Here is a 22904-nt window from a genome sequence, read left to right on the forward strand (position 1 = left end):
CTTATAAATAGACGACAGCAACACCGCGATTCAATTTATAAACAACCGCTCAGCCGATCTGATTCACCTACTCCCGTAATCGCTCACCGCCACCTCTGTACTGAGCGATTGAGAGTCAGAAATCATCACCTTGTGGGGTTCAACTAGGTCAGCAGGGGATGAGCGGACACTTCATGTCGATGTCCAGCAGGTTCGTATCACTCTCCGGGCGCCATCCCGTACGGTTCGCCACGGCGCATGCTCTCGGCGAGTAACACGTAGGTCGCTTGGCTCCACAGGAGGTTGGCGTTCCAGCGGGGGCGACCGGCCCCGTCGACGCGTTCTGGGAGGAGGTTTGCGCTCGTCACCCATTCGGGGGCGTGATGATGGACGTAATCGGAGACCGCATCGGTGTCCTGACCGCTCTGCCAGCGAACCATGTCGGCGTAGGCCTCACAGATGGGCCAGCCACCGTCCTCGTCGACTCCGGTCGGCGTGTAGTCGTCACCGGGATAGCGGCCCAAACACTGGCTTCGTTTGGCCCGCCACGCGGTGTCGTCGGCGTGCTCGACCGTCGAGACCATCGTTTCGTCGTCGGCTGCAACGACGTTCCACGGCCAGTATGCCATGAATACGGCCCCGTCAGGACGGCGGTCCGCCGGGGGTGAGTCCGGATACTCGGGGTTGCTCGCCGTGACGTAGTGGGCACCCAACAGTCCGTCCTCCTCGAAACAGTAGTCGCGGAAGTTACTCGCCCACGTGTCAGCGCACTCGCGACAGCGCTCGGCGTAGGCGTCGTCGCCGGCTGCCGAGGCGAGTTCAGCCATCGACCGAAGCCCGGCGATAGCGGCCGCCGATCCCTCTGTCGTGTGACCCCAGATTTCTTCCCAAGGGTCTTGATGTCGTTTCGGGAATCCGTTCCGATCCCACGACAGCAGGAAGTCTGCTGCCCGACGGCTCATGGGATAGTGCGCTTCTAACAATGCGTCGTCACCGGTCTCCTCGTAGAGGAGCCAGTGGGCGTATATCGGTCCGCCGACCTGGTCGAGTTGGAGTTCCTGCCAGTGATCGCTCCCGTCAGCGTAGTAGTTCTGCCACCACGTGCCGTAGCGGTCGATGTCTCGCGTATCGGTCGTGTGGGTGTCGATCTGAACGTGATTGAGCCAGTCCAAGGCGCGCCGGGCTTCGGGGATCGCCCCGACCGCCGAGAGCGCTTGTATCATAATGACCAGGTCTCGCGGCCAGATGTAGCGGTAGGAGAACTGCTCCGGCTTGAACGCCCCGGCGATAATGCCCCCGCGGCGGTCTTGGGCACATTTGATGCTCGTCACCGAGAGCTCGTACAGCTCTCGCGCAGTGGCGTCGGCCGGAGGAGACAACGAGAGACTCGAATACCACGCCTCCCAGAACGCCTCGAAGGTGGCGCGCTCGCGCTCGTACCCGGCATCCAGCGTCCACCGGACGTTATCGATAGCTTCCTGTTCGCTCTTCCCAAACCCGATGCCGGTCGTCCAGCGGACGTCGGTTTCTCTCCCCGCATGTAGCGCGATGGCGGCGTCTACTTTACCCTCCTTCTCCGTCGTCTCGGTCAGCGTCCCGTTCCCGTCGACGTAGAGGTCCTGCCACGCGCTGCGGTCCGGGCCCGAATCGACGCCTTGGAGGCCGATTCGCTGCCCGTCGAACGTGGTTTGGCCCGTCTCCGGATTCCGCTGAGCGATTGCGAGATGCCGGTTTCCGTCGTGTCCGACGATGAAATCGTAGCCGCTTATGTGTCGGCGAGCCGCCCCCTCGACATCATCGCCGGTTCGTATGTCGTCCATCCCGAGGCTGGCCAGCGTGAACAGCGAGTGTCCCCGCGCATCTTCGAATCGCACGCGGTTGTCGACCAACAGTGTCGGCGCGCTGGGACTGACGAGTACTCGTTGATCGAGGGCTGCCGCCTCACCGTCAGGGAACCGGAAGTCGTTGTGAATCCCGATCTCGGGGACACGGCTCGAGGTATAGCCGGTGGTACTCGAAACGGCATCGTTGCGCACGTCGAGGGTCACTCCCGAGTCCGTTCGACTCAGCAGTGTGTGTAAGTCGTAGAGCTGTTCGACGTCGAGTCGAAACGCCGAAACCTCCTCGATAAGTGCCCCGTTCCACGCCCGGTGGTTGGTTCCGGGGTACTTGTTCACCGCCGCAAGCACGTCGCGGCCGCCACCGAAGGGCGCACTCACGATCGCGTCCTTATCGCTCGGTCGCGGGGCGAACGGTCGCTCTGGGTCAGTCACTGCTGTCTCTCCCGGCAACCGCTGTCCCGCTGTCTACAGCGAACCTGCGTCACCCTCAACACGCAATTATTCATAAAACGGTCTGTTAAGGACACCATTATAACTCACTTGTTGCTAGTACACTTAAAATACGATCACGGGCCGCATATTCAAAAATGCGAGGCACACATGCCAACAATATTCTGTCATCACACTCATACGACGGATTCGAACCACGCCGAACGCGATGTGAGGGGCCATACGAACGGGATCCATCACGCGGATTACGTTTCAATGGTGGGTGCTGCCCCACCGAACCTCGATATGGTCTTTACACGTACCGAACACTGGAAGGCCGACCCCGACCGGTTCGATCGGCTTGCCGAACGCGTTACCGAGCGCGGTGGCACAATCGACCGGTTCGAATCCCACGCCGTCTTCACGGTAGCCGGCAGCCGCGGGGCGGTTATCAACGGTGTCGAGACCTCCGTTGCAACTGATGACAGCCACGTAACCGTCTGTGGATTACCGATAGAAGACCGCCCGCCCGCCCGAGCGTGCTCACTCGACGAGCTGTGTGACCTCGGCCGCGAGGCCGCTTGGGTCGCCCCCGCCCACCCGCGGTTCCCGAAGCTCGGCTTCTCTGATGCGCACCTCCGGAGCGTTCTGGACCGTGTCGTCGATGAGTCGTTCGCTGTCGCGCTCGGATACACGACCGGCTATCCGGCCCCGCTGAACGCCCTCGCACAGGGGAAACACACGGCTCACCCGATCAGAGAGTACGCGCGGGAGTACGATGTCCCATTGCTGCCGGAACTGGACTGGCATGCCCCTCTTCCACGAACGCCCTCCGGCTTCGGTGTCGTGGATGACGAGGCGTTCGACGCTCTCGCCGATGGGCGAATCCCGACCGCAGATCTGCTCTCCGCGGGACGTCTCAAAACGGGTCGGTGGCCTGCCGGCGTGACGTGGTCCGACTTCGTCCAGACCTTCCCCGGGGCGGTCCCGGCACCGCTTCGGTCGATCAGCGGCGCCGCAGTGCCGGCCGAAGACAGGCTACGGGCCATCCGAGACCAGACCATCGGTGAACTGTTTGCCCACCCGTTCTGGAAGCGGTTCTGTACCCCTCCTGACGCGCCCATCACTCGTCAATCCGACTCGATTGATGACACGAGTGTCGACGAATGAGGCGCAGACGTGTTTCGTCGCGACGACCGCTGGTCATGGGCTGAAGAGGGTTTATACTCGGCGCCCTCTCGCAATAAGACGATGACACAGGGAGAGTACTTCGGGACGAGCGGTATCAGAGGACACGTTGGGACTGACGTCGACGCCGAACTGGCGCTTACAGTCGGGCGGGCAGTCGCAGCCGAGACCGACCGTGTCGTCGTTGGCCGAGACGCTCGTACCAGTGGGCCCATGCTTGCCGGTGCGCTGACGGCGGGACTGACTGAGTGCGGGACCGATGTCGTGGATGTCGGCGTTGCATCAACGCCGACGATCGCTCGAGGCGTCGCCGAACAGGACGCTGACGCTGGAATCGCGGTGACTGCCTCCCACAACCCGCCACAGGATAACGGGCTCAAACTCTGGCAACCCACCGGACAGGCGTACGACCAGCCCCTACAGGATCGTCTCGTCAACCGGATCCGCACGGGGGAGTTTGACCGGCAGCCCTGGAACAATATCGGGCAGCGGTCGTCGTGGACTGGCGCACAAGCGAGTCACGCCGAGGCTATCTCCGAGGCTGTAGACTCCGTTGAGTCGGTTTCGGTTGTGATCGATATCGGCAACGGGGCCGGTGGCGTCAGCGTCGAAGCACTACAAGCGATCGGCTGTTCCGTCGAGACGCTCAACGCCCAACCTGACGGCCGATTCCCGGGGCGACCTAGTGAGCCGACCGCCGAAAACTGCTCAACGCTCTCTACAACCGTAGGGGAGACCGACGCGGACCTCGGGATTGCTCACGACGGCGACGCCGACCGCATGATGGCTGTCACCGGTGATGGGGAGTTTGTCCCTGGGGATGTCCTGTTGGCACTGTTCGCCCGGGAGGCGGCTGGAGCCGGTGACCGTGTCGCGGTCCCCGTGGATACAAGCCTCCTCGTAGCGGACACGCTCGAAGCCGTTGGTGCAGAGGTCGTTTTGACTCGCGTCGGTGACGTCTTCGTGGCCGAACGAACCACCGAAGAAGGTGTCGTTTTTGGTGGCGAGCCGAGCGGTGCGTGGATATTTCCGGAAGATACGCTCTGTCCAGACGGACCGTTAGCGGCGGCAAAACTCGTCGAACTCGTGGCTGAAACGGGTCCGCTCGCCGAACAGATAGCCGATTTCGAGCGGTACCCTACCCGTCGAACTACCTTCGAAATCACTGATAAGATCGGCGTCATGGAACGGATTTCTGCTACAGTGCGGAATGAATACGATTCAGTCGATACCCTCGACGGTGTCCGAGTTGATCTTGGGGACGCTTGGTTCCTCCTGCGTGCGAGCGGGACGGAACCACGTATTCGCGTTACTGCCGAGGCCAGAGATCCACAGCGGGCCGATACCGTCTTCGAGACCGCCTCTAGACTGGTTGAGCAACAAATGTGAACCGCCTCGGGGTCAAGCCCCGAGGCACTCGCCTTGCTTATCTGTAGATCACGTAAGAACGCCTCTACTGGTGAGTTCTACCCCCTGTTCTGTATTTCTTCATTTCCGGGACTGTTTCCGAGATTCAATCTGGATCCTGTGGTGTGCTACCCTTCTATCTCACAAACCGGTGTATGAGCCCGCACCATGGAACTCTGCTCCTCTGAACCACGCGTTCTCCATAGACAACCGAGCCCCGCCAAGGGGTTTGCAGATATCAACGAAGCGATCGGAGCGGAATGAGGGTCCGAACGACGGCTACGAGCGCGGTGGACACTACAAAGACCCGGACGAAGACGGTATGGGACATCAGCGAGTATCGCGGTCGCTACGGCGGAACGCTCGGCGCATCCACGGTTCAGCAACTCGAACGCAAGAACCGCGAAGCGCGGAGGTCGTTCTTTAGCCTCAAAAGGAAAAGCGAAGCCAACAGCAAACCCGGGTTCTGGGGCGACTCGGACGGTGGACGGAGTCACCACGCTCTCCCCGTCCCAGCGAGGAGCATACAAACCCGCAAGTTGCCTCCGCGGGAAGGTAACCCATACTCCCAGCGCGAGGAAACCTCGCCGTCGTCGGGCGTAGCCCGACTGCTTGAGGGTGTTTTGCTCCCTCTCCGTTCACGGCGAGGAGGACGTCATTCGGGTAAGACACGCCGACCACTATCTGACCTACACTCGTTTTATCATCACGGCCGCTCAACGTCCGTCGGTACCGTCGCAAACATGCGAGGAGATATCAGCGTCTTTCGACCGGTCGAAGCGTACGCGGAGGCCGGCTCTTCGAGAACGCACGGCGTCGTCGCGGTCATCTCTTTCTGTGTGTTCGTCGGAACCATCGTCTTCGGATTCGTGCCGGTCACGAGGGAGATCGAGACGTCCGGGTATTCGACCGCAGACCTACAGGAGGCAACGACTCGAACCGACGTGAACACCATCTTACAGGCATTCGAGCCGGTCATGGATTCGGTCGTTCTCCTCTCGGTGCTCGATTACCTCTTTATCGTCGCCGGGTTCTTTCTCTTTTTCTCGCTCCATTCGCTCGTGATGAAGCGACTGTGGTTCGCCGACCGCCTGGTGCTGATTCCGAAGGCCGGGATGGTGCTGACTGTCTGTTCACGACTCCTGGACTCATTAGAGAATCTCTGGGTTATCCTGATCTACTCAACCCCCGATAGCTATCCCACCGCTCTCATTAGCTTGATGAACACCACCCAATCAGCGAAGTGGCTGGTGGTTTCGGTCGAATACTCGACCCTCGGTCTGGCTATCGTCCTGGTTCTTCTGGTCAGGTTCACATCTCTGTTCGATGGGAAGCCATCCCAGAACGAATCGGATGCCGGTGATCGTCCGTAGCTGAAGTGGATGCCGTCGCTAGGTGTGTGAACATCTCGGAAAGCGCACTGACGGACGACTCTCGCCATCGCCTCGCCGGGAGTTTAATACAGCCATCTGGCGAACTGCCTCGTATGCCCGAGTCCGCTACCTCCGACCCTGAGACTGCCGGCTGGTTAACTCTGGACGAGGATGAAGAGATTGTCTGGTCCGGAAAACCACACAGGAGTAGTTTGATCCCAGCGCTTATCGTCGGAATTCCGCTCTCTTTCGTCCTCATCGGCTTGTTCGTCATCGCCGGCACCTATCTCCAACGCGAGAATACGCACTACGTCGTGACGACCGATGGGCTGTATAAGAAGACGGGTATCCTCTCGCGTGACGTCCAGCGTATCGATTTCGGAAAGGTCCAAAACACGTCCTACAGTCAGGGATTCTTCGGCTCTCAATTCGGGTACGGGAACGTGGACGTCTCGACCGCCGGCGGCTCCGGCATCGAGATGCAGTTCCGGTCAGCTCCGGAACCGCGGGAGGTTCAGGAGCTCATCAATAAACGTGTGAAGGGCAGCCGCGGTGAACCGACGACGGAATCCGGTGAAACGAAGCGCGACGTGCTTGACGAGATCCTCGTCGAACTCAAGGCGATCCGGTCGACGCTCGACGAACGACAGGGGACGACAGGAGCCACATCCGTCACGACGTCCACCACCGGTACTGCGGCGGACGACCGATCTCCCGGTGAGGACGACACCAGTCACACTGACCTCGTGAGTGGAGACCAAAGCGAGAAGAGCTCTCCCGGCGACCGCGAGTCGGACGGTGAACGGTAGCCAGCGATGACGGATTCGATCGACTCGGCTATCCCGATCGACGCCGACGAATCGGTCGCGTGGTCCGGCCGCCCGCGGATCACTACTGCCCTTCCGGCAGTCGTGATCGGGGTTCTCCTCCTCATCTCCGGGGTCGCGGGCAGTGTTCTTAGCGGGAGCCTGCGCTTCCTCGTGGTCGTCCCGCTCGGGGTGGCGATCCCGATTTGGAAGTATTTCGCTCTCCAAGGCGTTCAGTACGTGATAACGGACGAGGCGCTCTACGTGAAACGCGGCGTTTTCACTCGGTCTGTCACACAGGCGAACCTCGAAACCGTTCAGAACAGCTCTTTCGGGCAGGATATCACGGGATCGATCTTCGGGTACGGCTCAGTGACGTTCGAAATCGCTGGTGGGGACGACCTCTCGTTCCGGGCGATCGACGACCCCCGTTCCATCCGGGCACTCGTCGATCGAACCGCATCGACCGACGATGGTATCGGTGGAGGGGATCGACGGGGATCCGGTATCCCTGGAGATCTGACGCAGTGGCAGCAAATCCGTGACGAGATCCGAGCGATTCGCAGCGCTCTCGAAGAGTAGCCGTTCGGGAGCAGCCAGAGGGTCAACGAGGGCCTCATGAGGACGACGTTCTCCCTATCTCGCACAGGATCTCTAACACGATCTAGGTAGGTCGGAGATTGACGTCGATGGAACGGCATTGTAAGCGAGTCGTACAGGCAGAGTGGGCGAGGTTGATGCGGTCAGCGAGTTTTCTATCGAGCGTACCAATTTTCAATTGCTACGCCCGGGTGCGGTTCTGAAATGGCGGTTTGGGACAAAAGTAGCCGGTGAACGGGTGAATCGCTGAGGGGGAACAATGCGAAAGCCTCCCCGTCATGCGGTTTGCTACTTCACTGAGAGGAAGTGTTTAAGTGGGTTGGGGCGGATTCGAACCGCCGACCTGCTCCGTGTGAAGGAGCCGTCATAACCTGGCTAGACCACCAACCCGCTCATGTCGACGTATCCGACCGCTAGACTTAAGAGTTACTTTACGGCGAAGATTCTTTCGCCGGGCGCCCGAACCGACCCGCCGTGACCCACGAACTCCGGTTCCTCGAACGCCTCCGCCAGCACGCGGCGAGCCTCCTCCACCTCCCGCTGTCGGCGCTCGGGCTCTACGCGGAGCGAGAGACGCCGCGCGACCAGTACGCGTTCACCCTCCGGGAGCCCGCTCCGATCGTCGAGGCGCGGCTCCACCGGCTCGGCTTCGTCCGCAACCTCGTCTCGTCGCTCAAGTTCCGCGACTACGCCGCCCCGCCGGAAACGTCGGTCGCGAGCTGGGTCCGGTACCCCGACGGCGCGCTCGCGAGCGACCGCCAGCTCCACCTCGCGCTGTTCGTCGGCCCGGACCGCGAGACGACCGACGTGTACGCGCACTGGGAGCCCTCGTGGATCCGCCACCCGATCCGACACTACCGCGCGACCGACGTCGACGCCGAGGCGGGAATCGAGCGGGCGCGGAGGCTGTTCGAACGCGAGGGGATCGAGTACGCCGTCGTCCCGGCGGCGGAGCGACTCGCCGTCGAGGACGCGCGTTTCAAAAGCGAATAGCCGGGTTCGACCGGAGCTCTACTCCGCCTTGGCGGCGTCGCGGCCGCGGTAGTCGGCGACGCGCTCGCGCGCCGACGCCACCGCCTCTCGGGCCTCGCCCTCCGCGCGCTCCTCGAGGTCCTTCAGGTCGGCCTGCAGCCGGTCGAGCCGCGACGGCTCCGGCTCCTCGTCGTCGTCGATGCCGACGAGGTCTTTCACCCGCGCCTCGATCGGCGCTAGCTCCTCTTTCACGCCCGCCTTCGCGTGTTCCGCCGCGCGACCGAGGTAGTACCGTGCGTCTTCGAAGTGTTTGCTCATATCTGTCCTTTGGGATGCGACGGATATATCCTTTGTGGCGGTGCGGCGGGGTCAGATTACTGCGGTCGCGCCGTCGCCGTCGAGTCTGGACTCCGGTTTCACCCGAGAACGGCGACGAGGGCGCAAGAGCGGCGGGAAGCGGGATCAGTACGCGAGCGACTCCTCGGGCTCGCCTTCGACACCCGGCTCATGTCCCGGAGGTCGGTGTCGCCCCCGTCGCCGCGGCCGGTGTAGATGGTCACGCGAGGCTCCGCTCGACGTACTCCAAGATGTTCGCGCTCTCGGACATGGTCACGCCGCGCTCCTCGTCGATCAGGACCGGGACGCCGCGCTGGCCGCTGACCCGCTTCACCTCGTCGCGGTCGGAGTGGAGCGCGTCCACCCACTCGGTCTCGTACGCGACGCCGGCCTCGTCGAGCGCGTCGGACACGTTCTCGCAGTAGGGACACCCGTCGAGGGCGTACAGTCGGAGTGACATGGCCGATCGATCGGCGCGCGGCGGCAAGAAGGTAGGGTGTCGACGGGAGTGTTGTCGGCAGATCGCCCGCCGCCCGTCAGATGTCGTGGTACGACTCGATCGTCGACCGGTGCTCGTCGGCGATCGGGGCGGGCTTCCCGGAGTCCGGATCGAGGCTCACGAGCGTCGCCTCCGCCTCGGCGACGACCTCGCCGCCGGCGCGGAGTTCGTGAGTCATCGTCACGCTGGAGGTGCCGAGCTCGGCGACCGACACGTCGACGGCGACGGTCCCGTCGGTCAGCTCGACCGGGCGCCGGAAGTCGATCGACAGCGACGCCAACACCGTCGCCAGCGAGGAGAGGTCCGCGTCGAGCACGTCCCGGAAGTACTCGGTCCGCGCCTGCTCGATGTACGTCGCGTACACGGCGTTGTTGACGTGCCCCATCGCGTCGATGTCGCGGAAGCGAACGTCGATCTCGGTGGTGTAACCGTTCACGGCGGTCAGTACAGCAGCTCGTCGTCGTTCTCGATCATGTACAGCGAGCGCGCCGCGATGTTGACCGCGTGGTCGCCGACGCGTTCGAGGTCGCGGATCGTGAGCAGGAGCCGCGAGACGTTCCGCATCGTCCCCTCCACGCCCGCCTCCTCGCGGAGCTCGTCGCGCTCGATCAGGTCGCGCACGACGAGTTCGCTCGCGGCCTCGCAGGCGGCGTCGACGTCGTCGTCGGCCTCGGCGACCGCGAAACAGCGCTCGGGGTCCGACTCGGCGTACGCCTCCATCGCGTCCTCCAGCATCGCGAGCGTGTCGTCGCCGATGCGCTGCACGTCGACGTCGGGGAACACCTCGCGGTCGGCCCGCTTCGCGTACCCGCCGAGGTTCGTCGCGAGGTCGGCGATCCGCTCGAGGTCGGTGATGATCTTGAACGAGGCGGCGATGAAGCGCAGGTCGCCCGCGACCGGCTGCTGGAGGGCGATGAGGTCCGTACACTGCCCCTCCAGTTCGAGGTACAGATCGTTGATCTCGGCGTCGCCGGCGATGACCTCCTCGCCGAGTTCGCCGTCCTGTCGCTCTAAGGCGTCGAGGCTCATCCGGAGCCGCTCGGCGACGAGCTCGCTCATGTAGAGGACGTCGTCGCGGAGCCCTTCCAGCTTCGTCTGGTACTGTTCGCGTGGCATCGTGTTGGCGTATCACGCTCACCGGACGTATAAAAACACGTCGCCGATCGAACGCCTACGGTCCGCCCGGTCTCTGCGCCGAAACCGACCGAACCGTGACCCTTTCCGGAATCCTCGCGGCTCCGCGGCTCGTCGGACAGTTGTTTATAAACGACCGGCGTCGGTCCGAGCCGCGGGCGGTCGACGGCCGGGGGTCACTCGTCGGCCGGGGGGTCACTCGTCGGCGTACAGCGAGCTGAGAATGAAGTCGTCGATCGCCTTCCGGGTCTCCTCGGGCGCGTCGGTGTGCCCCAGCGCCATCCGGCGTCCGCGCGCGGCGTGGATGACGTCGGTGATGAGCTGTCCCATCCGCTCGGCGTCGACGGGCTCGAACTCGCCCTGCTCGATCCCGTCTTCGACGACCTCGACGATGCTCCCGCGGACGCGGTCGTAGTGCTCGTCGAAGATCTCCCGGTGGTCGCCGTCGTTTTGCGCGTGGGTGTACAGCTCGTGGTACACCTTCATCCGATCCCAGTGGCTGAACTCCTCGAACTCCGGCCCGAAGAGGCACTGGTCGATCCGCGCGTCGAGCTCCGAGCGCGGGTCGTCGTCTCCGTCTATCTCCACGCTGCCCTCGTACTGGTCGATGACGTACTCCAGGAACGCGGACAGCAGGTCGTACTTGCCATCGAAGTGGTAGTGGATCACCTGCCGCGTCAGATCCATCTCCTCACCGATGTCACGCATCCGCAGGTCCGTGTACCCGTGCTTGCTCAGCGCACGGAACGTGGCCTCCATGATCACCTCCTCGGTGTCCTTGGCGGAGACCGTCTCGCGGGAGTCGCTCATACGAGCCTCTCCGCCGGTGAGACATATAAGCGATCCCACCCGAGAGGTCGAGTTTCCCGCTTCCCTGCGCGCTGAATTTACCACACAGTAAATTTTTAACCTCCTGGTCAAACGGTATACGTACACATGACACGAAAGATCATTCAGAACGGGACGGTCGTCTCTCTCGACCCGGATATCGGAGACCGCGAGGAGGCGGACGTGCTGATCGAGGACGGCGAGATCGTCGACGTGGGTCACGGGCTCTCGACCGAGAACGCCGAGGTCATCGACGCGTCCGGCAAGATCGTCGTCCCCGGCTTCGTCGACTCGCACATCCACCTCGCGCAGACCCAGGTCCGGGGCATCGCCGGCGACTGGTCGCTCATGGGGGAGTACTTCGACCACATGCTCGGCAACATCACCGGGCTCTACCGGCCCGAGGACATGTACCTCGGCGGTCTCTTCGGCGCGTTCGAGAAGCTCTACACGGGGACGACCACGGCGCTGGACTGGTCGTATCCGAACACGCTCGAACACGGCGAACGGGCCGTCGACGCGCTGCAGGACGCCGGTCTGCGCGCCGTGTACACCTACGGCCCGCCGGGCGACGACGCGGCGAAGTGGTGGTACGAGAGCGACGTCGGCCTCCCCGAGGAGAACATCCGCGAGCTCCGCCAGGGGAAGATCCGCGACGACGACCTGCTCAGCCTCGCGCTCGGGCTCCGGGGACCGGACTTCTGTACCGACGAGACCGCCCGCGGCGACTTGGAACTGGCGCGGGACCTGGGCGTGCTCTCGACGATCCACATGGGCGCCGCGCTGTGGCCGTCGTCGGTGTACGGCGGGGACTACCAGGGGTTCGGCTGCATCGAGGACATGCTCGGCCCCGACGTCAACGTCGCCCACGGGAACCACTTCTCGCAGGAGGACATCGACCACGCCGTCGAGCAGGGCGTCTCCTTCTCGTCGACGCCGGAGGTCGAGATGCAGATGGGCCACGGCATCCCCGTCACCGGGAAGGTCCTCGAGGCGGGCGGCCGCCCGACGTGGGGCGTCGACGTCTGCTCGAACGTTAGCGGCGACATGGGCAGCCAGATGCGGATCGGGATGCAGCTTCAGCGGATGTTCGACAACCAGGCGGTCCTCGAGGGCGACGAGGAGGTCACCGCGGTGAGCGTCACCGCGCGCGACACCCTCGAGATGGCCACCATCGAGGGCGCGAAGGCGCTCGGGTTGGACGACGAGATCGGGACGATCACGCCCGGCAAGCGCGCGGACCTCGTGCTCTTCGACACGAACGACTTCATGACCGCGCCCTGCCACTCCCCGGTCCAGACGGTCGTCTTCCAGTCGGACCCCTCGCACATCGACACGGTCCTCGTCGACGGCGAGGTCGTCAAGCGCGACGGCGAGCTGACGAACCCGAAGGTCGACGAGGAGTTCGACCGGTTCGTCGCCTCCGGCGAGCGCCTGCTCGACGAGGCCGGCATCGACCTGTAACCGCGCGACCCGGCTCACTACCCCCATACGAACTCTCATCTCACATGAAACTCGGACAATACACGACGACGGACGCGGAAGACCCCTGGTGCGGCGTCCCGACCGACGACGGCGGCGTGGTCAGCCTCCCGGAGGCGGGCACGGCCGCCGGGGTCCGCATCGACGGATCGACGACCGACCTCCTCGCCGACTGGGAGTGGCGCCGGAAGGCCGAACTGGCGGTCGAGTACGCCGAGGAGACGGGGGTCGGCGTCCGCGACGCGGCCGACCTCTCGCGGGCGGCGCCCGTCTCCGACCCGGGGAAGGTCGTCTGCGTCGGGCTCAACTACCGCGACCACGCGGAGGAGGGCGACAACCCGATCCCGGACGAGCCGGTGCTCTTCTCGAAGTTCCCCACCTCGGTGACGGGGCCGGAAGACACCGTCTCGTGGGACCCCGACCTCACGGGGAAGGTCGACTACGAGGCCGAGCTGGTCGCCGTCATCGGCGAGGAGGCCCGCCGCGTCGACCCCGACGAGGCGTTAGAGTACGTCGCCGGCTTCACCGTCGGCAACGACGTGTCGGCCCGCGACCTCCAGCACGGCGACGGGCAGTGGGTCCGCGGGAAGAGCCTCGACTCGTTCGCTCCCATCGGCCCGGAGATCGTGACGACGGACGAGGTGGCGGACCCGCACGACCTGTCGATCTGGGCGGACGTGAACGGCGAGCGCCTCCAGGAGTCCACGACTTCGAACCTGATCTTCGGGATCGACGAGCTCGTCTCCTTCTGTAGCCAGGCGTTCACGCTGACCCCCGGCGACCTCCTCTTCACCGGCACGCCGCCCGGCGTCGGCGTCTACCGCGAGCCGCCGGTGCTGCTGGGGGACGGCGACAGCGTCACGATCGGCGTCGAGGGCGTCGGCGAACTGACCAGCGAGTTCGCGTACGACGCAGAATAGCGGCGCGACGACCCTCACGGGAGTACGTGAGCCAAGTCGGCTCCGGATTTTCACAAGTGATCGAGTGGTGTTGCTGTCGGCTGTTTATAAGTGGTTGATGATACTGTGGTGAACACCTCCAAAGCCCCAGTCGCTCGTTTATAAATAGCTGACTACAGATCGGCGGTGAACACCTCCAAAGCCCCAGTCGCGAGGACGACTTACGCTCGCTGCGCTCCTCAGTCGCTCGTTTCACTCGCTCCCTGCGGTGCTTTCGTCGCCTAAGTCGTCCTCGCGACTGCCCCTTTGGGTCCCACCCTGCCCCGCACAGCACCGCACCTCACGCCTCCCCAGCCTCGTCGCTGGCGCCGACGGCGCCAGCGACTCCCTCGCGCGTGCTGCTCGCGGCCGGTGGCCGCTCGCAGGCACGCGCCACCGCCTCGTTTGTTTATAAATGATCATCGCTGTCGCTCAGGGATCTGCGTGAAAAACGAGGTTTCGACGGGGCCGCACCGGCGAGAACGGGCGGACTACTCCTGTTCGAAGTCGAAGACCGCTCGCGGGTTCTCCAGCACAACTCGTCGGATGTCGTCGGGGTCGATCCCGTAGCGGTACAGCTCGAAGATCGCGCGCTTCAGGGCGTACGGGTCGGTCCGGAGGACGTTCGCGCAGTCGGTGTCGACCATGATCCGCTCGGGACCGTACTCGTCGATGGCGTCGGCCACGTCCGCGGCGTCGACGCCGACCAGCCACGAGTGGCCGATGGTGTAGCTCAGGTAGCAGTCGGTCTGTTCCATCAGGTACTCGGTGTTGTTCCGGTCGGCGTGGGAGGCGACGACGCGCTCCTCGGGGAGGCCGGCGTCGCGCGCGGCCGCCACGTCGAGCTTCACGCACTCCAACGCGGGGTTCTCGCCGTCGAGGACGGGGTCGGCGCCGAGCCCCGCGTTCTTCTCGTATCCGGGCGTCACGCCGAGCCCGTCGCGGTACGCGCGCTTCGACTCGCTCGCCGTGTTCGGGGTGTGGAGGATCACGGGGAGGCCGTGCTCGTCCGCGAGCTCCATCTGCGCCTGCACGACCGCCCGCTGCTCGTCGACGCCCCACCGCTCGACGTGCTGGGAGGGGACGACGCCCGTCTCGCCGACGGCGACCACCTCGTCGAGCGCGCAGTACGCGTCCATCGCCGCCAACAGCTCCTCGGGGTCCTCGATGCGGACGCCGGTGTGGACGCCGAGCCCCAGCTTCGCCTCGAAGAAGTGGTTGCGCTCGATCGCTTCCCGCCGGTTGATCGCGTCGTCCCAGAGGAAGCGGATGTCGTCGGCCTCGACGGGCTTGTACGGCGTCCAGTGGTACCCCGACGCGACCATCATCATCGAGCGACAGCCGGACAGGGCGTACCGCTCTCGGTCGTCCCACGAGAGCGTGTGCGCGTGGTTGTGGATGTCGATCCACGGGAGCGTCAACAGCTCTCGCGGGGGATCGGGCGGGTCCTCCGCCGGGTCCCGGTCGTCGAGGTACGTCGCGTCGGTCGGTCGTTTCGTCGGGTGAGGCGCTGTCATGAGTGGGTCGTCGCCGGGTCGGGGCCGCAACTGTCGTCGACTGCCGGTTGAGACCGCTGCTACTTAGCGTTTTACGGCTTGGTAAAACTTTAGTACGTGTTCGACACACGTACGCGTGTATGACACTTTTGATCGGGACAGACGACGGCCTCTACCGGACCGAGACCGTGCCGTTCGAGCGGGGGGATCCGGAACGGGTGCTCGACTGCGGCGTCGTCACCGCCGCGAGGTCGTGGGACCACACCGAGGGAGTCTTCGTCGCGTCCTCGACCGGGGCGTACCGCTCGCGGGACGGCGGGCTGACGTGGGAGGACCTCGGCGTCCCCCTCGGGGACCGCTTCTGGCACGCCGGCCAGAGCGAGGTGTGGTCGATCCTCGCGACCGCCGACGGCGCGCTCTACGCCGGGACGAACGACCCCTACCTGTTCCGCTCGGTCGACGACGGCGAGACGTGGACGGAGCTGAAGGGGTTCCGCGACCTCCCGTCGCGCGGGCACTGGGAGTCGCCGATCGACCCGCACTACGCTCGCCTGCGCGCGCTCGAGGCGGTCCCCGGGCGCCCGGAGCGGCTGATCGCCGGCGTCGAGGCGGGCGGGATCCACCTCAGCGACGACGCCGGACAGACGTGGACCGACCGGCGAGACGCGATCGTCGACGACGTGCATCAGGTCCTCCCGATCTCGGAGGACGTGTGGCTCGCGACGACCGGGTACCTCGATCACAACCTCGAGAACCTCGGGCTCGGCCACGCGGTCGGCGAGGGCGGGCTCTGGCGCACCACCGACGCGGGCGACTCGTGGAACCGGGTCGACACCGGCAACGACTTCTCGTACATCCGGTGCGTGTTCGTCCACGACGGCACCGTCTTCTTCTGCGGCGGCGAGGAGGCGCCCCCGGCGTGGGTGAACGACGACCACGAGGTCGCGCTGTTCGAGTCGACGAACTTCGGCCGCGACTTCGAGCGCGTCCCCTTCCCCGGCGAGCCCCACGAGATCGTCGAGACGTGGGCGGTTCGCGACGGCGACGTGCTCTGCGGCTCCGGGCTGTTCGACGTGCCGGACCAGCGCGACGACGTCGAGGGCAGGATCATGCGCCGGACCGCCGACGGCGCCTACGAGACGGTCGGGCGCGTCGACGCGAACGTCAGCCGCATCGAGGTGGTGTCGGCGTGAGCGACGACGACGCGGTCACGGTCGACGACTCGACCACGGTCGCCGACGAGACACCGACCGCCGATTCGGGTTCGACCGCCGGTCCGCCGTCCGCGATCGGGCGCGCCCTCTACGGCGGTATCCTCGCGTACATGGCCGTCGACGGGTTCAAGAACAACGAGAAGCGCGTCGCGGTCGCCGAGGAGAAGGGGGTCCCGATGCCCGACGCGCTCGTGCCGTTCGTCACCGGGATGCTGTTCGTCGCCAACCTCGGCGTCGTCCTCTGGAAGTTCCCCCGCGCGTCCGCCGGCGCGCTGATCGTGTTCTTCCTCGGGACCACCCCCTCGATCCACGACTTCTGGACGATGGAGGGGAAAGCGCGTCACGACAACAAGATCAACTTCTTAAAAAACGTCGCGCTCCTCGGCGGAGCGATCCTGCTCCTCGACGCGGCCGACCGCGAAGAGTAGTCGAAGGCGAGCCGCGGCTCGACGCCGTCGAGCCGCTCTGCGGCCGTGACAGGTCGCGGCCGTTCCGACGTCGGACCCGCCCCGCGACCGTCCCCTCCGAGACCGACAACGGTTCCAGGGAGGCCGCTGTACGTCCGGGTCTGACGAGCGATCGAACCCGATAATGGACGGAACGCGCACACCTGACGACGGGGTCCCGGACCGGCTGACGCTTCACGTCGGCGACGAGGAGCGGCTGTTCGAGCGGGCGCGACACCGCTCGACTCCGACCGAACTCGTCGTCTCTCCGGTCGAACTCCATCAGCGGAACGTCCAGCGTCGACTCCGCGAGGCGCGGCTGCCGACGGACGCCTTCCGCTTCGCGGACCCGGTCGGCATCGGGACTCGGGTTTTGGAGGTCGCGGGCCGTCCGACCGCCGCCGTCGACCGCGTCGACCGCCTCTCGCTGATCCGGTCGGCGCTCGGCTCCGGCGAGCCCGACGCTCCCGTGATCTCCGCCCTCCCGACGGGGGCTGCGTCGCGAGACCCGCGACGCGCAGAGCAGATCCGGGCGGACGTGGAAACGGTCACCAACTTCCACCCGGAGCGGATCGCGGCCTGGACGGACACGGCCGCCGCGCTCCCCGGACCGATCGACGACGAAGCGGACGGTCTCCTCGACGCCGGACTCGGGATCGAACGCGAACTCCGGGCTCGGACCGACGAGGCCGTCTCGGAGACGGCCCTCCTGCGCCGCGCGACGCGGTCGATCACGGCGACCGACGGGTCGGCGTGGGCGGAGGCGTACCCGAACGTCGAACGGCTCACGCTCCTCGGGCTCAGCGCCCTGTCGGCGCCGCACACCGACCTCCTCCACGGGCTGCTGGCCGCCACGTCCCTCGAGGTCCACGTCCACTTCCGGCAGGGGACCGGGGAGTACCTCCGGAGTCGGGTCCCCGACCTCCTCGCCGTCGCCGACCTCGGAGCGGAGGCGTTCGAATGACGGGGGCCGACCGGCTCGCGCTCTCGGCACCGATCGACGCGCCCGACGTGCCGGCGGTCGAGATCGCCTCCCCGACGCGCCGGGACGAGGCGCGCGACGCGATGGCGGTGGCGGCTGCGCTCCGGGGGGCGGGCGTTCCGGTCAGGGACGTCGCCGTCGTCGCCCGCGATCTCGACCCCTACGAGGGGCCGCTGTTCCGGGCGGCGCTCCAGCACGGGGTCGCGCCGGTGTTCTGGACGCAGCTGCGGGTGACGCGAACCCGGCCGTACGCCCTCGTCGAGGCGGTGTGCGAGGCGCTGTCCGGTGACGCCGCGGACCGCGAGACGCTGCTGCGCCCGCTCGAACTCGGCTGGTCGCCGTCGGGATCGGGCGACCCGTCGAACCCGCCGCTCCCGGACGACGCCGACCGCCCGTCACCGGGCTGGCCGATCGAACCCGAAGCGCTCCACCGAGCCCGAGAGGCCCTTCCGGACGGGTCGCGGCCGCTCTCCGAGTGGATCGAGGTGATCGACGGGAGCGAGTCGACGATCGCCGCGGACGACAGGGTCCGGCGGTTCGCCGAGTGGCTCGACGCCGCTCCCGCGCCGGGGCCGTCGTCGGTCGCCTCGGTGCTCGGCGAGGCGGTAGAGGGGTACGCCGACCGCGGGCTCCCGGAGACGAAGGCCGCGGACTCGCCGGCGCTCCTCGACACCGAGACCGACGCGCGCGCGGTCGTTCGCGTTCGCACCCTCGTCCGACAGCTGCGGCGCAAGCTCGCCGACCGGCTCGAGGAGGGGACGCTGGAGCGCTCGTGGAGCGCGGTCGCCGATCTCGCCGGGGTGATCGCTGCGCAGCGCCCCGGTCGCCGGGAGCACTCGAACGCCCGCGCGCTCGACGTCTTCGAGGCGAACGACGTCTGGGCGCTCGAGGTCCCGTACGTGATCTCCGTCGGGATGACCGCGGAGGAGTGGCCGCGGCCGTCGCGGTCCGTGTTGCCGCCGGAGTTTCGGGAGGCGGTCCTCCGAGGCGAGGGAGCGACCGGAGCGCTCGCGCCGCGGCCGGCGTGGGTCGGCGGTCGCGACCGCGATCAGTTCGCCGACACGCTCGGGGCGGCGGAGCGCTGTCTCGTCTTCACCCGACACACTCGGACTCCCGCCGGCGACGACGCGGCCCGCTCCCCGCTGCTCGATCACCTCGACACGCGGCGGGTCGCCGAGGAGTCCCGGCGCGAACTGGCCGGGACGGAGCGGGAGCTTCCGCCCGAACTGCGAGCGGTCGTCGCCGGCGAGTCCGGGGGCACCCACGTGGACCCGGAGGCGGACGATGAGTGACGGCGACCCCGTCCGCTTGCGGGGCGCACAGCGAGAGATCAGAGACGCCTATTTCGCGGCCGACGCCGGGCTGTTCACCCTCGACTGCGTTCCGGGGGCGGGCAAGTCGGTCGTCGCTCACCACGTCGCCGCCGAGGACATCCTCCGCCGGTACGCGGCCGGGGACCCGACCCCGGAGCAACACGTCGCGGTCGTCTCGTTCAACCGCGACGAGGCCGCCGACATCGCGCCGGCGATCTGCGACCGGCTGCGGGCGCTCGTCGAGCACGACCTCGTCCCCGCCGCGGCCGACGTCTCCGAGGCGGAGCTGCGGTACCTCCGACAGCGAACGCGACAGGCTCCCTACGCGGGCACCGTCGACGGGTTCCTGCGCGGGATCTTCCGGGAGTTCGCCGGCGACATCGGCTTCGACGGGACGCCGTCGGTCGGGAACGACGCGCTCCTGCGGCGGGTCCACCGCGACTGCTACGAGTCGCTCCGCGACGACCCGGAGCACGCCCGGCGGCTCCGCGACCTCGAAGCCGCGTATCCCGAGGGGGAGTACGACGCGGGCGTCGACGAGATGCTGGCGGACGCGCTCGCGTACTGCCGCGACCGGCGCCTCTCGACCGATTCGTTCCGGTCGGAGCTGACGCGGACGCGCGACTCGACGTATCCCGGCGGGAGACCCGACTCGTTCGACGCGATCGCGCGGTCGGTCCGGCTGTTCGTCGAGGGCGAGGCGATCGGGGACCGAGAAGCGGCCGGCAAGGCGACCGGGAGCCGAGAGGCGGCCGGCGACGCGTCCGACGGCGACGCGTCCGGTGCCGCCGCCGACCGACTCCGAGAGGCGGTGACCGGCCCGGACCGAGCGCGTCTGCTCGGCGCCGACCGCGAGCTGTACGACGCGTGGGGCGCGCGCATCGACGACTTCTGTGCCGTCCTCTCGGCGTACCGCGCCCGCTACCGGACCGCGGTCCGGGAGCACGGCGCCGTCTCCCACACCGACGTCGCGTACCTCGTGGACGCGTTCCTCGACGAGTCGAGGGGGCGGTCGGACCTCCCGGAACCGCTCCGATCGGTCGACGACTCGCATCGGGACCGGGTTCTCCGGACGTATCGGTCGCGGATTCGGAGTCTGGTCATCGACGAGGCGCAGGACGTGTCCGCCGTCCAGCACGCCGCGCTCTCGCACGTCGTGACGAGCGAGTCGCGCGTGTTCGCCTGCGGCGACGCCCTCCAGGGGATCTACCTGTGGCGACACGCCGACCCGCGGTGGTTCGCCGCCGCGACGGCCGAGGGGACGTACCTCGGCGTGGACTGGGACACCCACGAGAACCGGACCGCGACCACGACCTACCGGTGCGTGCCCGACGTCGCCGCGGCGATAAACGCGGTCGCCGGCCCGGTGTTCGACGACCCGGCTCGCGGACGGCTCGGCGACCTCGACGCCGCGTCCCCGCGGTTGAACGCGGCCCGCGACGGCGGCGACGACCCGGCGGTCCACGTCTCCTCGTTCGCCGGTATCGGTCACCCCGGGTCCGGGACGTGGGCCGACCCGGAAGGCGAGGTCGGGGAGGCGAACATGCTCGCGAGACACGTCTCGCGGGGGCTCGCGGACGGGACGTTCCGCGACGCCGACGGCGACCCGCTCGGCGTCACGGTGCTGTTCCGCCGGGGGACGCGAATGCCCGAGTACGAGGCGGCGTTCGCCGACGAGGGGCTCCGCGTCCGCACCGCGACCGACGCGCTGTTCGACTGCCCCGCCGTCGAGACGGCGCTCGCCGTCTGCGAGTGGCTGATCGCCCCGGGCGCCCCCCGACGCACCGCCGAGCTCCTCACCGAGTCGCCGCTGTGCGACGCCGTCGACGCGTCTCCGGTCGAGGCCCGAATGTGGGACCTCGACCGGGTGCTCGACGACGATCCGCCCGCCCTCGGGGACGCGCAGCGGAACGCCCTCGAGGGACTCGCCCGGCTCCGCGACCGCAGCGACGCGTTCCGGCGGCTCCCGGCGAGCGTCTACGTCGAGGACGTCGTCGAGGCGCTCGCGCTCCGGGCCGACCCGAACGGGTTCGTCGACGAGACCGACGCGGACCAGCGGGTCGCGAACCTGGATGCGCTCGTCGAGACGCTCTCCGACTGGGAGGGAGAGGACCGCTACCCGCCCTCGGAGCTGATCGACCTCGCGGCGCCGTTCCGCGAGGACCCCGGCCTCGGCCCGACGCAGCCGAGCGCGGCCGGCACCGCCTCCGACGTCGAGTTCCGCACGGTCCACCGAGCCAAAGGGGACCAGGACGACGTGGTCGTCGTCGCCGACCCCGGGTTCGACATCTGGTCGCGCGGCCCCCACACTCGTCGGTTCGTCGCGCAGGGACCGATCGCGGGGCTCGCCCCGCCGACGAACACGGACGTGCCCGGCGACATCCCCGTCCCGCCCTTCGACGGGGGGCTGTACGACGCCGGTGACGGCTGGAGCCGCGACGCCGGGCTCCGCTGGGCGACGGCCCGGTGGCGCGACTCGGCGGTCGACTCCGTGTCGGACTCGGCGTCCGATACCGCCTCCGCCGACCGCGACGCGCTCGTCGGCCCCGCTCGGCTCGGCCGCGTCGCGGGGAACGAGCGCGCCGAGGCCTGGCGGCTGCTGTACGTGGCGCTGACGCGGGCCCGGGACCACCTCGTCGTTCCGCTGCCCCGCTCGGCCGCGGGAGGGGAGCTGACTCGGGACCGGTGGCTCGACGCGCTCCGCGACGGGCTGGCCTTCCCGCGCGGCGGGAGCGACTCCTACGAGCTGCGGCTCGACGCGGACCCGAACCGTGACGCGATCGAGGTCGGCGTCAACGACGCGGACCTGTTCGCCCGACTCGACCGCCCGGTCTCGACGGCGGGACGGGCTCACGTCGCCGCGTCTCCGACGCGTCGCGACCGGCTCGACCCGTGGGTCCCCCGGTTCCTGAGCCCCAGCACGATGTACCCGTTGACGGAGGACGCGGATCGGTACGCGCTCGCCCACCTGTTGGGCGAACCGCTGCACACGGCGACGAACGAGGTCTCGGACGGTCTCCCCCTGCGCTTCGATCGGCTCGGTCCCGAGGCGGTGGGGACGTGTCTCCACGACGCGCTCACGCGACTCGTCGCCGGCGGCGTCGACGGAGGGGCGATCCGGACGACGGGGGCGGACGCGCGAGCGGCCTTCGACGAGGCCGCGAACGCGCTCCCGGAGCCGGTCGCCGGGGCGGAACGCGAGGGGATGTTCGCCTTCTTCCGGACCGTCCTCGACGATTTCCTCGACTCCGACCTGTGGGAGCGGATCGCGGACCCGGCGACCGCGGTCGGCGTCGAACGCCCCCTGGACGGGCTGGCCGAGGTCGACGATCTCGAGGTCGAGATCCACGGGCGGGCGGACTTCGTCGTCGAGTACCCGACCGGAGAGCGGTTCGTGACCGACGTGAAGATTGCGCTGGCCGAGCCGACTCCCGAGACGCGCCGGCGGTACGAGCTCCAGATCGCGGCGTACGCGTTCCTCGCGGAACAGCGCGGCGCGTCGGACGCCACGGTCAGCCGGACCGTCGAGACGTTCGGCGTCGCGACCGAGACGACGGGCGCCTCCTGGCCGCCGGACATCGTCCACCGGCGGCTGCGACGGCTCCTCGACCGTTGAGGCCGGTTTCGTCCCGCACCCGACG

19 protein-coding genes, 1 tRNA gene and 2 pseudogenes are annotated in these 22904 nt (G+C 67.1%); 13 read left to right on the plus strand and 9 right to left on the minus strand.

Annotation, left to right across the window (positions count from 1 at the left end):
* Positions 1-197: 197 nt before the first annotated feature.
* Positions 198-2252, minus strand: a complete 2055-nt coding sequence (locus C469_RS12190) for a glycoside hydrolase family 15 protein (protein ID WP_241430023.1) — start codon at positions 2250-2252, stop codon at positions 198-200.
* Positions 2253-2420: 168 nt separating this feature from the next.
* Here C469_RS12190 and C469_RS12195 point away from each other — a divergent pair, with 168 nt between their 5' ends.
* From C469_RS12195 to C469_RS12215, 5 genes and pseudogenes are all read left to right on the plus strand, one after another.
* Complete coding sequence (locus C469_RS12195) at positions 2421-3419, plus strand: hypothetical protein (protein ID WP_147587300.1); 999 nt, start codon at positions 2421-2423, stop codon at positions 3417-3419.
* Between the two features lie 81 nt (positions 3420-3500).
* A complete protein-coding gene (gene glmM, locus C469_RS12200; RefSeq protein ID WP_049911403.1) occupies positions 3501-4826 on the plus strand; it encodes a phosphoglucosamine mutase in 1326 nt (441 codons plus the stop codon).
* Positions 4827-5124: 298 nt separating this feature from the next.
* A pseudogene (locus C469_RS17685) lies at positions 5125-5335 on the plus strand (IS200/IS605 family transposon protein TnpB); the annotation flags it as partial.
* Positions 5336-6330: 995 nt separating this feature from the next.
* The gene (locus C469_RS12210; protein WP_049911404.1) at positions 6331-7026 is read left to right on the plus strand and encodes a PH domain-containing protein; all 696 of its coding nucleotides are present in this window, start codon (positions 6331-6333) and stop codon (positions 7024-7026) included.
* Positions 7027-7032: 6 nt separating this feature from the next.
* The gene (locus C469_RS12215) at positions 7033-7605 is read left to right on the plus strand and encodes a PH domain-containing protein (RefSeq protein WP_008006995.1); all 573 of its coding nucleotides are present in this window, start codon (positions 7033-7035) and stop codon (positions 7603-7605) included.
* A 333-nt stretch (positions 7606-7938) separates the two neighbouring features.
* Here C469_RS12215 and C469_RS12220 read toward each other — a convergent pair.
* Positions 7939-8013, minus strand: a tRNA-Val gene (locus C469_RS12220).
* 84 nt (positions 8014-8097) lie between these two features.
* Here C469_RS12220 and C469_RS12225 point away from each other — a divergent pair.
* On the plus strand, positions 8098-8616 hold the full coding sequence (locus C469_RS12225; protein WP_008006997.1) for a hypothetical protein: 519 nt from the start codon (positions 8098-8100) through the stop codon (positions 8614-8616).
* An 18-nt stretch (positions 8617-8634) separates the two neighbouring features.
* On the opposite strand, the gene C469_RS12230 is transcribed toward C469_RS12225, so the two are convergent.
* The 6 genes and pseudogenes from C469_RS12230 to C469_RS12250 all read right to left on the minus strand — a co-directional run bounded on the left by C469_RS12230 (position 8635) and on the right by C469_RS12250 (position 11374).
* Positions 8635-8913: a DUF7553 family protein gene (locus tag C469_RS12230; RefSeq protein ID WP_008006998.1), complete on the minus strand. Its 279-nt coding sequence runs from the start codon at positions 8911-8913 to the stop codon at positions 8635-8637.
* Between the two features lie 161 nt (positions 8914-9074).
* Positions 9075-9155, minus strand: a pseudogene (locus C469_RS17400) (cob(I)yrinic acid a,c-diamide adenosyltransferase); the annotation flags it as partial.
* Positions 9152-9391, minus strand: a complete 240-nt coding sequence (locus tag C469_RS12235) for a glutaredoxin family protein (protein WP_008007000.1) — start codon at positions 9389-9391, stop codon at positions 9152-9154. The gene C469_RS12235 and the pseudogene C469_RS17400, both read right to left, overlap by 4 nt.
* A 76-nt stretch (positions 9392-9467) precedes the next feature.
* Positions 9468-9866 (minus strand): acyl-CoA thioesterase, encoded by a 399-nt coding sequence (locus C469_RS12240; protein WP_008007002.1) that lies wholly within the window; start codon positions 9864-9866, stop codon positions 9468-9470.
* Between the two features lie 5 nt (positions 9867-9871).
* Positions 9872-10546, minus strand: coding sequence for a phosphate signaling complex protein PhoU (gene phoU, locus C469_RS12245; protein WP_008007003.1), 675 nt, complete (start codon positions 10544-10546; stop codon positions 9872-9874).
* 213 nt (positions 10547-10759) lie between these two features.
* Complete coding sequence (locus C469_RS12250; RefSeq protein ID WP_008007005.1) at positions 10760-11374, minus strand: TetR/AcrR family transcriptional regulator; 615 nt, start codon at positions 11372-11374, stop codon at positions 10760-10762.
* 126 nt (positions 11375-11500) lie between these two features.
* Here C469_RS12250 and C469_RS12255 point away from each other — a divergent pair, with 126 nt between their 5' ends.
* Both C469_RS12255 and C469_RS12260 read left to right on the plus strand, forming a co-directional pair.
* Entirely contained in the window at positions 11501-12856 is a 1356-nt protein-coding gene (locus C469_RS12255; protein WP_008007007.1) for an amidohydrolase family protein, read from the plus strand.
* A gap of 44 nt (positions 12857-12900) precedes the next feature.
* Positions 12901-13794 (plus strand): fumarylacetoacetate hydrolase family protein, encoded by an 894-nt coding sequence (locus C469_RS12260; RefSeq protein ID WP_008007009.1) that lies wholly within the window; start codon positions 12901-12903, stop codon positions 13792-13794.
* 509 nt (positions 13795-14303) lie between these two features.
* Here the strand turns inward: C469_RS12260 and C469_RS12265 are convergent.
* A complete protein-coding gene (locus C469_RS12265; RefSeq protein WP_008007011.1) occupies positions 14304-15329 on the minus strand; it encodes a TatD family hydrolase in 1026 nt (341 codons plus the stop codon).
* 119 nt (positions 15330-15448) lie between these two features.
* Here C469_RS12265 and C469_RS12270 point away from each other — a divergent pair, with 119 nt between their 5' ends.
* The 5 genes from C469_RS12270 (at position 15449) to C469_RS12290 (ending at position 22879) form a co-directional block, all read left to right on the plus strand.
* Complete coding sequence (locus C469_RS12270; protein WP_008007013.1) at positions 15449-16501, plus strand: WD40/YVTN/BNR-like repeat-containing protein; 1053 nt, start codon at positions 15449-15451, stop codon at positions 16499-16501.
* Positions 16498-16950 carry a DoxX family protein gene (locus C469_RS12275; protein ID WP_008007015.1) on the plus strand — a complete coding sequence of 151 codons (453 nt, stop codon included), beginning with the start codon at positions 16498-16500 and terminating at the stop codon, positions 16948-16950. The genes C469_RS12270 and C469_RS12275 overlap by 4 nt, the downstream gene beginning before the upstream one ends.
* Before the next feature lie 163 nt (positions 16951-17113).
* Positions 17114-17932, plus strand: a complete 819-nt coding sequence (locus tag C469_RS17365) for a hypothetical protein (RefSeq protein ID WP_082230143.1) — start codon at positions 17114-17116, stop codon at positions 17930-17932.
* Positions 17929-19242 carry a hypothetical protein gene (locus C469_RS12285; RefSeq protein ID WP_049911405.1) on the plus strand — a complete coding sequence of 438 codons (1314 nt, stop codon included), beginning with the start codon at positions 17929-17931 and terminating at the stop codon, positions 19240-19242. Before C469_RS17365 ends, C469_RS12285 begins: the two co-directional genes overlap by 4 nt.
* Positions 19235-22879: a UvrD-helicase domain-containing protein gene (locus C469_RS12290; protein WP_008007017.1), complete on the plus strand. Its 3645-nt coding sequence runs from the start codon at positions 19235-19237 to the stop codon at positions 22877-22879. The genes C469_RS12285 and C469_RS12290 overlap by 8 nt, the downstream gene beginning before the upstream one ends.
* Positions 22880-22904: the final 25 nt, after the last annotated feature.

This window comes from Halorubrum lipolyticum DSM 21995 (assembly GCF_000337375.1).
Taxonomy (GTDB): domain Archaea; phylum Halobacteriota; class Halobacteria; order Halobacteriales; family Haloferacaceae; genus Halorubrum; species Halorubrum lipolyticum.